The organism is Methylocystis parvus OBBP (genome assembly GCF_027571405.1).
Classification (GTDB): domain Bacteria; phylum Pseudomonadota; class Alphaproteobacteria; order Rhizobiales; family Beijerinckiaceae; genus Methylocystis; species Methylocystis parva.
Window position 1 is genome coordinate 69190 of record NZ_CP092969.1, and the last position, 13481, is coordinate 82670.

The window sequence follows — 13481 nt, forward strand, 5'->3', positions numbered from 1 at the left end:
CAAGACACGCGTCGGCGCAGCTCGAGAATGCATGGATTCTAAAGGAAGACCGGGCGTTCCGGCGCTTCTGGCGCAACCGTCCGCCGCCAGTCGATCCCCTCGATCAGCAAGGCCAGTTGCGCCGCCGTCAATTGCAACGCGCCCTCGACGATCGGCGGCCAGACGAACTTTCCCTTCTCCAGCCGCTTGGCGAAAAGACACAGGCCCGACCCGTCCCAGGTCAAGATCTTCACGTAATCGCCGCGCTTGCTCCGGAACACGAAAGCCGCGCCGGAGAAGGGATCGTTGCGAAGCACCTGCGCCACGTCGGCGGCGAGTCCGTCGAAACCGCGCCGCATGTCGACGGGCTTCAACGCCAGATAGACCTTCACCCCCGGCGCGAACTGAAGCATCAAAGGTCACCCAGCGCCGACAACACGCGGCGCAGAGCCTCAGTGTCCACATCTGCGTCGAGCGACAAGCGCGCGCCATTCGGCAGGCTGACTTCCATGGCGCCGCGCCGCACGTTCTTGCGCGACACCCGCGCCGGCGTGGCGGCAATCTTCGCCACCGGCGCCGACGACGGCGGCAGAGCCGGGCTCATCGGAGCCGGCTTCAACTCCAGCAGCTCGACGGGAACGAAAGTCTGTGCGGCTAGCTCCGGCGACATTTTCGCGGGCGCTGTCTCTTTCGCCGGCCCCCGCCGGCGATCCAGCCAGCCTTCGCGCGAACGCCGCAGCCACTTGAAAACCAGATTGGCGTTCAATCCGTGCCGTCGCGCGACAGCCGCTACGGACGCGCCAGGCGCCAACGCCTCCGCAACGATCCGCTGCCGCTCCTCAAGGCTCCACGTGCGCCGCTTGACGCCATCCTTCGCCGCCGACATTGGTGTCCACCTGTTCGATGGTGGACACCTAACCAACTCCATATGCGTTCCGGTAGGCGGTCGTCAGATCACGCATACCCTACGCTGTGCGAGCGAGGGTTGCTCGGCGATCCGAGCCGATCCTCAGCGCAGGAGGGCGAACCATGGAGCAGTCTACAGAGATTTTCATCGGCATCGACGTTTCGAAGGCGCGTAACGCGGTTGCAGTCGCTTCCGGCGGGCGAAGCGGCGAGGTGCGTTTTGTCGGGGAAGTGGATTCATCTGTCGAAAGTATGCGTCGCCTCATCAAGCGCATTACGGCCAAGCATGCGCACGCGCATTTTTGCTATGAAGCCGGACCGACCGGTTATGGCTTGCACCGGCTCATCGTTTCGATGGGGTTCTCTTGTTCCGTGGTGGCGCCTTCACTTATTCCGCGAAAGGCGGGCGATCGGGTCAAGACCAATCGTCGCGACGCGGTTGCGCTTGCGAGGCTGCTTCGGGCTGATGAACTGACAGCCGTGTGGGTTCCGGACGAAAGTCATGAAGCGATGCGTGATCTCGTTCGCGCGAGAGCCGCCGCGGTCGAAACGCTGTGTGTGCATCGTCAGCAGGTGAGCGCGTTCATGCTCCGGCACGGTCGGATCTTTCCGCGCAAGACCGCATGGGGCGCTCGTCACCTTCGCTGGCTTCAAGAACAAAAATTCGATCATCCGGCCCATCAGATTGCGTTGCAGGAGATGGTCGAAGGCGTGAGAATCTCGAAGGAGCGCGTGGAACGGCTCGAGGCGGCGATCAAAGAGTTCATACCCGATTGGTCGCTGGCGCCTGTGGTTCAGGCGCTCCAGGCGTTACGCGGAATTGATCTCATTGTGGCCGTCACCTGCGCCACGGAGCTTGGAGATTTAAGCCGCTTCCATAATCCGCGTCAGCTCATGGGCTATCTCGGTCTGACGCCGAGTGAGCGTTCGACGGGCGACACTGTTCGGCGTGGCGGGATCACCAAGGCCGGGAACGGACGTGTTCGGCATCTGCTGATTGAAAGCGCCTGGACCTACCGTCATAGGAGCCCTCATAGCCCAGCGAGACCAAATCCGCGTGTAAATTGCTTGACCGTCCGCTTCTGCTTGCGCGGCTTGCTTGCTTCCGCTTTCAGCCAACGCGCCAATTGTTCCGCAAATGCGTCCCGTTCGCTCGGCCGGTCGGGGGCCTTAAACTTCGGCTATAGAAGCAATCCCAAAGCTCAACGCATTCACGATTTATGACTCCGCCCTGCACCGTTTCCGTCCTCGCTATCTTCTATGGTTCATGGTATGAATGAAGATGCGGCTTCGAGCAGCGTCGTGCCTTCGGTCGAAGGAGACATAATCTGCACCTCTGATCTGGAGCGTGGCGGCCCGCCGCCTTAAGCCATCGGTGAACGCCAAAAGGCGCAGCGCAATGCCCGGCGTTCGAAACCTCTTCCTGGATTAGGGCTCTTGATCGAGCCGTCCTTTCGCGCGGCGTAGCGACCGCCTTTAGATCCAGCCTTCCGCGAACAACACGCCAATTCCTGAACCGGACAAAGCCGGGCCGGGCGTCCCGCCTTTTTTGTTCGCGCTCTTTGCGCGGTCGCGGCGCGCCCTTGCCCTGGCTCGAATTCGTTTCGCCCCAAGGAGAGTCTGATTGACCCATTTACGCCTTGAGACGCCGTCGCCCTCCCTTCTCTCGCGTTGGGGTGTCTTCCTGCGTAAGCGGGCGCAATCGCCCTGGGACAGTCTCGCGCCGATTCGCGAGGAGTTGTTCAGCGTCGAACGGCTCGAAGAGCATGCGCGCAGTCTGGCGGCCGCTCAGCCCGTTAAGCCCATGCTGACCAAAGGCCGGCCCCTGGCCGGTCGGCTCGTCGACAACGAAGCGACCCTTCTCGCCGCCTATCGGACGACGACGGAGTGGGTAGGCGAGGGACGCGCCATCACGCCGGCGGCGAAGTGGCTGACCGACAACTACCACCTCATTGAGAGGCAGATTCGTCAGATTCGCTCGGATATGCCGCCCGATTATTACAGACAATTGCCCAAACTCGCCATTGGCCCCTTCGCCGGATTTCCAAGAGTGTTCGGTATGGTCTGGGCCTTCGTCGCGCATACCGACAGCTGTTTCGAAGCCGAAATGCTGCGCCGTTACGTGCACGCCTATCAGGACGTCCAGCCGCTGACCATCGGCGAATTATGGGCGGTGTCGATCACCTTGCGTTTCGTCATGATCGAGAATCTGAGGCGCCTCGCGGAACAGATCCTGCGTACGCGCAGCGCTTGCCAAGCTGCAGATCGGCTTGCCGATCGATTGCTGGGAACGGGCGGCGTGGTCGCGGAGCCGGCGGCGACGGCGCTCGCGAGCCATGCTCAGACAATGTTTTCCGACGCTTTCGCGGTGCAGCTCGCCCACAGGCTGCGCGACCAGAATCATGAAATGTCGCCGGCACTCGCCTGGCTCGACAATCGCCTTGCGGCGCGGGACGCCACCGTCGACGAAGTCGTGCATGACATGCACAGGAGGCTGGGCGCTTCGAACGTCTCCGTGCGCAACATCATCACCAGTCTGCGCCTGATCGCCGATGTCGACTGGACCGAATTGTTCGAGCGCATCAGCCTCGTTGACGATGTGCTCGGCGTTGACAGCGCGTTCAAAGACATGGATTTTCCGACGCGCAATCTCTATCGCAGCGCGATCGAAGAGCTGGCGCGCGGCTCCGCCCGCACGGAACCGGAAATCGCGCGCGCCGCAGTCCTTGCGGCCAAGGCGGAATGCCCCTCATGCGCGCCGGCGACGCGAGAGCGTCGGCAAGATCCCGGCTATCACCTGTTCGGAGGCGGGCGGTGCGCCTTCGAGAGAACCATCGGGTTTCGCCCGCCGCTGCGCAAGGGGCTGGCGCGGCTCAGCCAGACCTTCGGGGTGAAGGGCTATGCGGCCGCCACCCTGGCGGTCTCCGCGATCATTCTCGCGGCGCCTTTGCTGATTCTCGCCGGAGAGGGCCTCGGCGGCTGGTTTCTGGCCCTGCTCGGCGCGCTCGGCGCCGTTCCAGCCGTCGACGCGGCGGTCGCTCTGGTCAATCGCGGCGTAAGCTTTGGTTTCCGCGCGTCGCCTTTGCCCGGTTTGGAGCTGCGCAACGGAGTGCCGTCGCATCTGCGCACGCTCGTCGTCGTGCCGACTTTGCTGACGTCGATCGAAGCCATCGAAGAGCAGATCGAACGTCTGGAAATTCACCATCTTGCGAGCCCGGAAGGCGATCTTCACTTCGCATTGTTGTCCGACTGGACCGATTCGGAGGCCGAACATCGAGAAGGCGACGACGAACTTTTGGAGGCCGCGTCGAAAGGGGTGGCGCAGCTCAACGAGCGATACGGGCCGGCGCAAGGCGGCGCCCGGTTTCTGCTCCTTCACCGGCTGCGCGTTTGGAATGAAAGCGAAAGCCGATGGATCGGCTGGGAGCGCAAGCGCGGCAAGCTTCACGAATTGAACCGGCTGCTGCGCGGCGCGACGGACACCACTTTCACGCCCATAGACGGCGCCGCGGCGCTCGCCCCCGTCGACGTTCGTTATGTCATCACGCTCGACGCGGACACGCGGCTGCCGCGCGACACGGCGCGCCGACTGATCGGCAAAATGGCGCACCCGCTGAATCGTCCGCATTTTGACGCCGTCGCCGGCAGAGTTGTGGAAGGCTACGCGCTGTTGCAGCCGCGCGTGACGCCGTCGCTGCCTGTCGGCCGGGAGGGCTCGCTGTTCCAGCGGATTTTCTCGAGCCTGAGTGGAATCGACCCCTACGCCTCGGCGGTGTCGGATGTCTATCAGGATCTCTTCGGCGAAGGTTCCTATACCGGCAAGGGGATCTATGACGTCGACGCGTTCGAGGCGGCGCTCGCCGGACGCACGCCGGATTCGACAATGCTCAGCCACGATCTGTTCGAAGGCGTGTTCGCCAGAGCCGGCCTGGCCTCCGATGTCGAGGTCATGGAGGAATTTCCCGCGCGCTACGACGTCGGCGCTCTGCGCCACCATCGCTGGGCGCGCGGCGACTGGCAGCTCCTGCCATGGATTTTCGGGCGCGCTCCCAGGACCGGGAACATGGATCGGGCCCGGAACGCGCTGCCAGCGATCGGCCGTTGGAAAATGCTGGACAATCTGCGCCGGACTCTGTCCGCGCCGGTGGGGGTTTTCGCATTGGCGGCGGGATGGACCGCGCCGTTCGACGCTGCGCTCGTCTGGACGATTTTCGTCATCTCGACGATTGTCATGCCGACTTTGATTCCGGTCGTCGGCGCGATCCCGCCGCGCCGTCCCGGGATCACCCTCGCGAGTCATATACGCGCACTGGGCGGCGATCTTCGGCTCGCTTTGAGCCTCTCGGCGCTCATCGTCACATTCCTGGCGCACCAGGCCTGGCTGATGAGTGACGCGATTGCGCGCACCTTGTGGCGTCTCGTCATCACGCGTCGCAATCTGCTGGAGTGGACCACCGCCGCTCAGGCGACGGTAGGTCCAAGGCTCGAACTTTCCGGCTTTTACCGGCGTATGGCCGGCGCGCTGGTTATCGCAGCCGCCGCGATAATCGTTGCTTGGCTTTCCGACCAGGGCGCGTTGTCGCTGGCCACGCCTTTCGCCGCGCTGTGGTTCGCCTCTCCGGCCGTGGCGCACTGGGCGAGCCTGCCGCCGCGCGTCGCGGGAAAGCCGCTTACGTCGGACGCCGACACGAGAGATTTGCGGCTGATCGCGCGCCGCACCTGGCGCTACTTCGAGACATTCGTCACGCCGGCGGACCGGATGCTTCCGCCTGATAACTTCCAGGAAGATCCGCAAGCGCTCGCGCATCGAACCTCGCCGACCAATCTCGGCCTTTATCTTCTCTCTGTGGCAAGCGCGCGCGATTTTGGTTGGATCGGGACGGACGAAGCGATCGAGCGCCTGGAAGCGACGCTTGCAACCATGAGCGAAATGGCGCGGTTTCGCGGGCATTTCTATAATTGGTACGACACGCGCGATCTGCGCCCGCTCGACCCCAAATATGTTTCCTCCGTCGACAGCGGCAACCTTGCCGGGCATCTGATCGCGCTCGCCAACGCATGTCGTGAATGGCGCAGCGTCCCCGTCGCCTTCTCGACGCGCCTCGCCGGCGTCGGCGACGCCGTCGGCGTCACACGGGAGGAAGCGTCTCGCCTGTGCGACGGGCGCCGCACGCAGACAGTCACTTTAGGCCAATTAGACGAAGCGCTCGCCGGGCTGGCGTCAAGAATCCGACAGCCCGACGTCGAGCACGACGATCTCCCTCAACAGCTTGCGGCGCTGGCGGCCGAGGCGAAGGTCATGCTCGACATCGCCAGCGCGCTGGAATTCGAGCGGAGCGACGGCGCCGGCGCGGATATGCTGTTCTGGGCGCGCGCCAGTCTGAAGGCCATCGCGGCGCACCAGCGCGAACTCCCGAGCGAAATCGAGGCTGCCTCGCTGCGCGATGCGCGGCTCGCCGTCCTGGAGGACGCCGCTCGCAAAATGGCTCTGGCGATGGAGTTTGATTTTCTCCTGGACGGCGAGCGCAGGCTGCTGTCCATCGGCTATCTGGTCCCTGAAGGCGCGCTCGATTCCAACTGTTACGATCTTCTCGCGTCCGAGGCGAGGCTCGCGAGTTTTTTTGCGATCGCCAAGGGCGACGTTCCGGCGCGCCACTGGTTCCGCCTCGGCCGAGGCGTTACGCCGGTGGCCCATGGCGCCGCGCTGATTTCCTGGTCGGGATCGATGTTCGAATATCTGATGCCCTCGCTCGTCATGCGCGCGCCGGCCGGGAGTCTTCTCGACCAAACGAACCGCCTTATCGTGCGTCGCCAGATAGATTACGCGGCGACACTGGGCCTGCCTTGGGGCGTCTCCGAATCGGCCTATAACGCCCGCGATCTGGAACTCACCTATCAGTATTCGAATTTTGGCGTTCCGGGCCTTGGCCTCAAACGCCGGCTCGGAGAAAACCAGGTGGTCGCGCCTTACGCCACGGCGCTCGCGACAATGGTCGATTCGCGTGCGGCGTCCGCCAATCTGGAACGACTTGCACAGGCCGGCGCATGCGGACGGTACGGTTTCTACGAAGCGCTCGACTATACGCCGAGCCGTTTGCCGGACGGCGAAAGCGTCGCCATCGTGCGCGCATTCATGGCGCATCATCAGGGCATGACGATCGTCGCCATCGCCGACGCCTTGTTCGATGGCGCGATGCGGGCGCGATTCCATGCCGAGCCGATCATCCAGGCCACTGAGCTGTTGTTGCAGGAGCGGATGCCGCGCGACGTGCCGGCCGTTCGGCCTTGGGCGGCGGAAACGAAATCGACCGCCGCTCTGGCCAAGGATTTTGAAGGCTCCGGCGTGCGCCGCTTTGCGTCCGCTCATCAGGGGACGCCGGCCACGCACCTGTTGTCGAACGGCTCCTACGCCACGATGCTCACCGCGGCCGGGTCGGGATATAGCCGCTGGAACGATGTCGCCGTCACGCGTTGGCGCGAGGACGCAGTTTGCGACGATTCCGGCTCCTATGTGTTTTTGAGGGATGTGCGCAGCGGCGACGTCTGGTCGGCGGGCTTTCAGCCGAGCGGCGCGGAGCCCGAGGACTATCATGTCGCCTTCCACGAAGATCGCGCCGAGTTCACGCGTCGAGACGGAACGTTGACGACGACGATGGAGGTTCTGGTCTCCGCCGAGGATAACGCGGAGGTGCGGCGCGTCTCGGTTTCGAATACGGGCGCCGATTTCCGGGAAATCGAAGTCACGTCCTATGCCGAACTGGCTTTGGCGCCGCAGACGGCGGACGTCACGCATCCCGCGTTTTCAAAGCTTTTTGTTGAAACCGAATTCGTCGCCGATGTCGGCGCTATATTGGCGACACGCCGCAGGCGCGCGCCGACAGAGGAGGGAATTTGGGCGGCGCATGTTTCCGTCGTAGAGGGCCTTGTCGTTGGCAAACCGGAAATCGAAACCGACAGGGCAAGATTTCTTGGCCGCGGACATGGCGTCCGCACGCCGATCGCAGTCATCGACGGCCGCGCGCTATCGAACACGGTCGGCACGATTCTCGACCCGATTTTCGCCCTGCGGCGACGCATCCGTGTGGCGCCGGGCGAAACCGCTCGCGTCGCCTTCTGGACGATGGTCGCAGCCACGCGCGAGGTTCTCCTCCACATCGTCGACAAGCATAAGGAAACGACCGCTTTCCCGCGTGCGGTGACGCTCGCCTGGACGCAGGCGCAAGTGCAACTCCACCATCTCGGCGTCACGGCGGGCGAAGCGACGATGTTTCAGCGTCTGGCCGGCCACGCGATCTACGCCGCGCCGACATTGCGTCCGTCCTCCAACGCGATCAAACATGGCGCGGGAGCGCAGTCGAGCCTTTGGGCGCAGGGCGTTTCCGGCGACCTGCCAATCGTGCTGCTTCGAATCTCCGACATCGAGACGCTCGATGTCGCGCGCGAACTGTTGCGCGCGCATGAATATTGGCGGATGAAGCGACTGGCGGTCGACGTCGTGATCCTGAACGAACGCAAATCCTCTTATGTTCAGGATTTACAGGTTGCCCTGGAATCGCTGGTCCGCGCCAATCATTCGCGCCCGAAAATCGGGGCGGCCGAATCGCCCGGCCGAGTCTTTGTGCTGCGTGCGGATCTGATCCCTCAGGAATCCCATGCGCTCCTGGCGTCCGTAGCGCGTGTCGTTCTCGTCGCGCGACTTGGCGGTCTCTTCGATCAATTGAGATTGTTGGTCGAAACCAGGATTCCTCTCCAAGGCAGTCAACAGCGCGGGCGCCCAAGGCCCTCGCTGGCGGCGAAGCCCGTTATGCCAAGTCTCGAATGTTTCAACGGCCTCGGCGGCTTCGCCGAGGACGGCCGGGAATATGTGACGATCCTCGGACCCGGCCAATCCACGCCGGCGCCCTGGATCAACGTCATCGCCAATCCATTCTTCGGCTTCCAGACGTCGAGCGAGGGGAGCGGCTACACCTGGTCCATCAACAGTCGCGAAAATCAGATCTCTCCATGGTCGAACGATCCTGTCTCCGATCGTCCCGGGGAGGCGTTTTATTTGAGCGACGACGATACCGGGGAATTGTGGAGTCCGACGGCGCTTCCCATTCGCGATGCAGCCTCGACCTATACAGCGAGACACGGCCGAGGGTACAGCCGCTTTGAACATATGTCGCGAGACGTCAGCAGCGAGCTGACGCAGTTCGTCCCGATCGACGACGCCGTCAAGATTTCGAGGCTTTTGCTTCGCAATCGATCGAACCGTGTGAAGCGTATCAGCGTGACAGCTTATGTAGAGTGGATTCTCGGCCCGTCTCGCGGAGTTTCGCTTCCTTTCGTCATTACCGAGATCGACGCGAAAACCGGCGCAATGTTCGCCCGAAACACCTGGAACATCCCGTTCGGATCGCGCGTCGCGTTCTTCGATTTGCGGGGCGCGCAGACGGATTGGACTGGGGATCGCCGCGAGTTCATCGGTCGGAACGGAACATTGGCGAACCCGGCGGCGCTTATCGGCGCCGCGCCGTTGTCGAATACGGTCGGAGCCGGACTCGATCCCTGCGGCGCGCTGCGGACGAAGGTCGAAATCCCGCCAAACGGAACCGTCGAAATCGTGTGCTTTCTCGGGCAAGCCGAAAGCGCCGACTCGGCGCGGCAGGCGATCATGGATTACCGTGCCGCCGATCTCGACGCCGTCATGTCGGAGGTCGCGCATCATTGGGACGACGTCCTCGGCGCGGTACAGGTGAAGACGCCGGATCGCACGATGGACATCATGCTCAACGGTTGGCTTCTCTATCAAACGCTCGCCTGTCGCATCTGGGCGCGTTCCGCCTTCTATCAGGCGAGCGGCGCTTATGGATTCCGCGATCAGCTACAGGACGGCATGGCGCTCACCGGGACGCGTCCCGCAATGACACGCGAACATCTTCTGCGCGCGGCGGCCCGGCAATTCGTCGAGGGCGACGTTCAGCATTGGTGGTTGCCGCATTCGGGCCAGGGGGTGCGCACCCGCATCTCCGACGATCGTATCTGGCTCGCCTTCGCGACGGCCCATTATGTCGACACGACGGGAGACGCCAGCGTTCTCGACGAGGTGATTCCCTTCCTATCCGGCCCCTCGCTGACGCCGGACGCGCATGAAAACTTCTTCGAACCGTCGATTGCCGAAGAAACTGCGCCGCTGTTCGAACATTGCGTCCGCGCTCTCGACCAGAGCCTCGCCCTTGGCGGGCACGGGCTGCCGCTGTTCGGCTGCGGCGACTGGAACGATGGCATGAACCGGGTCGGCGAACGCGGCGCCGGAGAAAGCGTTTGGCTGGCGTGGTTGCTGCACGCGACGCTCAGCGCCTTCGCGCCGATTGCGGAAGCCCGGGGCGACTTGGCGCATGCAGCCGCCTGGCGCGCGCATACTGAGGCCTTGCGCGCGTCGCTGGAGCGCGAGGCCTGGGACGGCGACTGGTATCGGCGCGGCTATTTCGACAATGGCGACCCACTGGGTTCCGCCTCCAGCGACGAATGCCGCATCGACTCCATCGCGCAATCCTGGGCCGTGCTCTCCGGCGCTGCGGAGCCAGGCCGCGCGGCGCAGGCGATGGCGGCGGTTGAACGCGAGTTGATCCGACATGAGGACAGGCTGGCGCTGCTTTTTGCACCGCCCTTCGACAAGACGTCGCTCGATCCGGGCTACATCAAGGGTTATCCCCCCGGCATTCGCGAAAATGGCGGTCAATACACGCACGCCGCCCTATGGTCGGTGATGGCCTTCGCCGCGCTCGGCGACGGCGACAAGGCCGCCGGATTGTTCTCGCTGCTCAACCCGATCAATCGCGCCCGCACGCGCGCCGAAGCGCATCGATACAAGGTCGAGCCCTATGTCGTCGCGGCCGATATCTACGCGGCGCCGCCCCATGTCGGGCGCGGCGGATGGACATGGTACACCGGATCGGCGGCATGGATGCAGCGCGCCGGCGTGGAGAGCATTCTCGGGTTGCGCCTGCAAGGCGACATCCTGCGTCTGGACCCGTGCATCCCGAAATCCTGGCGCGGTTTCGAGCTGTCGCTTCGGCACGGCTCGGCTCGATATGAAATCACGGTGGAAAACCCTGATGGCGTCTGCCGCGGCGTCGCCTTCGCCGCCCTCGACGACGCCGTTGTGACGAATCGGCCGTTGAGGCTCAGACTCCTCGACGACGGCGCCAGGCATCGGCTGCTGGTTCGGCTCGGGTAGCGTCAGAATCATGGGCGTCGGCTGGGGGCATTCGTAGGAAATTTCGTAGCCAGCGCGAATCTTCATCGACAGCCTCTTCTGCCCGAGCAAGCGGAGCCGTCGCAATCGTCGCGGGCGAACATTATCCTGCTGCGACCATGCAGACCCTGCTGCATTCCGCTTCAGCGTCCGCAGCAGCGGCGACCTTGACCGCGACCTTCATAGCGAGATGGTCGGACGCCGTTCCGATCGATGTTCCTTGCAGCGGAATCGCTTCCCTCGGCTCGTCCACGATCGCGATGCGCACCAGATTCCGATTCCCGACCATGCCGCTTGAGGGATCGAAGTCAACCCAGCCCGGGCCGGCGATATAGGCCTGAATCCAGGCATGGGTGTTGCCGCCGACGTCGCCATCGTCATCTTCCCCATCGCCAAGATGCAGATAGCCAGAGACGAATCGCGCGCCGAATCCTAGCGAGCGCAGCGCCGCGATCATGAGCATCGCAAGGTCGCGACAACTCCCGCTGGCGAGTTCCAAAGTTTGTAGCGCGTCTTGAACGCCCTTCTCATGTCGCGCCACATGTTTGAAGGTCCGGTTGATGGTCTGCGTCATATCGACGAGAAGCTTGTGGGTGTCGGCCGATCCGTCCTCGCGCAGGAACGCGGCGGCCCAGCGAGCAAGCCGGGGATGCTGGGACAGCGGCGTGAGGAAGCACGCGAGATCGGACCGCTCTTTCTCGCTATAAGCGAACGGATGGCTCCGCGCGAAGTCCTCAATATCCGCCTCTCGGAAGTCGGTCGGCGTGTGGCGCAGACGCATCGTGCTTTTGAAGCGAAGCTCCGAGGCGCGTTCCGCGAAACGCGCGGTCGCGACATGATTGCCGAAAACATCCCGCGCCCAAAAGATTTGGCTCGGCGTGGGCGAAATTTCGAGTTCGGACTCGAGCACGATTTGGTCATCATCGTCGCGCGGACGCAGCATCATCCGGTGTTCGCCGAAGGCGACAGGCTGCTTGTAATGGTAAGTCGTGACGTGCCGGACAGTGAGAATCGGCATTGCCGTCCCGCGCTGCAAGTTGCAGATACTGCACGTTCAGGTAGAAGGCAATTTCCACGCCAGAAATAGGACTCAATCGTGGCCCCGCTCCCGCCGCTCCAACGAACCCGAACCCGATGAATGGAACGCCCGACAGCCTGTTGGCGGCCGACGAGCCGGCACCGATCACGGCGCTGAATGAAAACGGCCTCTCGCCGTTCCTCATCGTCGTCGATCACGCGAGCAATTCCATCCCGCGCGCCCTCGCCGGGCTCGGCGTTTCTGCAGCCGAGTTGGAGCGCCGCTCAGAATAAAACTTAGAACACTTATATTATTGAATTTGCACTATAAAAAATCCGACTGATGTTGCGACGCTGAGATAACTCCACTCGCTGCGGCGTGAGCGCCGAGGTCGGATCCACCCGATCGTCACGGTTCTCGCTATCCTTGTGCGGCCCATGGTATGAATGATACGGCTTTGACGAGCCTCAGTGCGCGCCGCGCAAAGAGCGCGAACAAAAAGGCGGGACGCCCGGCCCGGCTTTCTCCGGTCTAGGAATTGGCGTGTTGTTCGCCGGCGCGACGCGACGGTTGCTGCGGCATGAAGCAAGAACTCAATGAAGCTTTCGCGCGAACTCAGGACGTTAACGTGTCAATGCCGGCGCAATAAAGATCGAGCAGCACGCCGCCGAGCTTCATGATTTCGCGCAAAGTCGGCGCATTCTCCCAACGCGACATGGTCGGCTGCGAGCACAAATCGTTCCCCGTATCGGGCAAGCGCCCGCAGGCGATCTTGAAGGCCGAATCCTTGCGTAGATGATCGAGATCATCCGCATCCTCGTTAACCGCGCGCGATGGCGAGAATACGCGCACGAAAGATACTGTCCAGCGAATGGGTGATCAGCAAGGGATTGCGCGGAACGGCGATGGCGGCGGCGAGTTTGTCCGCCAGTCCCAGCCGGCGCTCGGCTTGCCCCAGCAACATCACCCCAGCGTCCGAGGTGATGCGTCCACCATCGAATGCGGCGGTGATCTTCTTGCGGCCAACGGCTGTAAACGAAAACGGGAGGGAGGTATCTTCGGTCATGGCGCGCGTGGCGTCGATGCAATGGCGTGAATGATCAGCGTAGACAACAAATCCATACACTAAATCAAAGCCTTACGCTACGCTCGCCAGCCCACAATCACTCCATCGCTGAATAAGGTGGGTTAGCGTATCAATGTCTCCAAAAGCAAGGTAGCCGCCCTCGACGCATCGTCACCGACAAGCTCGGCTCTTATGCTGCGGCTCGCGGAAAAATCATGCCAAACGTCGAGCATTGCTCGCTCAAGGGATTGGAAACGCCGAGACGGGCACGA

General features: G+C 63.0%; 6 protein-coding genes and 2 pseudogenes. 4 read left to right on the top strand and 4 right to left on the bottom strand.

What is annotated here, in order from left to right; translation table 11 throughout:
* Window positions 1-38: 38 nt before the first annotated feature.
* Window positions 39-392 carry an IS66 family insertion sequence element accessory protein TnpB gene (gene tnpB / locus MMG94_RS20045; protein WP_016922179.1) on the bottom strand — a complete coding sequence of 118 codons (354 nt, stop codon included), beginning with the start codon at window positions 390-392 and terminating at the stop codon, window positions 39-41.
* Window positions 392-865 carry an IS66-like element accessory protein TnpA gene (tnpA, locus tag MMG94_RS20050; RefSeq protein WP_016922180.1) on the bottom strand — a complete coding sequence of 158 codons (474 nt, stop codon included), beginning with the start codon at window positions 863-865 and terminating at the stop codon, window positions 392-394. Before tnpA ends, tnpB begins: the two co-directional genes overlap by 1 nt.
* Window positions 866-1008: 143 nt before the next feature.
* On the opposite strand from tnpA, the gene MMG94_RS20055 reads away from it, so the two are divergent.
* Window positions 1009-2109 (top strand): IS110 family RNA-guided transposase, encoded by a 1101-nt coding sequence (locus tag MMG94_RS20055; RefSeq protein ID WP_016921278.1) that lies wholly within the window; start codon window positions 1009-1011, stop codon window positions 2107-2109.
* 400 nt (window positions 2110-2509) lie between these two features.
* Window positions 2510-11107, top strand: coding sequence for a GH36-type glycosyl hydrolase domain-containing protein (locus MMG94_RS20065; RefSeq protein ID WP_420846625.1), 8598 nt, complete (start codon window positions 2510-2512; stop codon window positions 11105-11107).
* A gap of 121 nt (window positions 11108-11228) precedes the next feature.
* Here the strand turns inward: MMG94_RS20065 and MMG94_RS20070 are convergent, their stop codons facing one another.
* Window positions 11229-12143: a transglutaminase family protein gene (locus MMG94_RS20070; RefSeq protein ID WP_016921279.1), complete on the bottom strand. Its 915-nt coding sequence runs from the start codon at window positions 12141-12143 to the stop codon at window positions 11229-11231.
* A 140-nt stretch (window positions 12144-12283) separates the two neighbouring features.
* On the opposite strand from MMG94_RS20070, the gene MMG94_RS20075 reads away from it, so the two are divergent.
* Window positions 12284-12436 carry a hypothetical protein gene (locus tag MMG94_RS20075; RefSeq protein WP_195840189.1) on the top strand — a complete coding sequence of 51 codons (153 nt, stop codon included), beginning with the start codon at window positions 12284-12286 and terminating at the stop codon, window positions 12434-12436.
* 352 nt (window positions 12437-12788) lie between these two features.
* Here the strand turns inward: MMG94_RS20075 and MMG94_RS20080 are convergent.
* A pseudogene (locus MMG94_RS20080) lies at window positions 12789-13209 on the bottom strand (transposase); the annotation flags it as partial.
* Between the two features lie 137 nt (window positions 13210-13346).
* Here MMG94_RS20080 and MMG94_RS20085 point away from each other — a divergent pair.
* Window positions 13347-13460: pseudogene (locus MMG94_RS20085) on the top strand (IS6 family transposase); the annotation flags it as partial.
* Window positions 13461-13481: the final 21 nt, after the last annotated feature.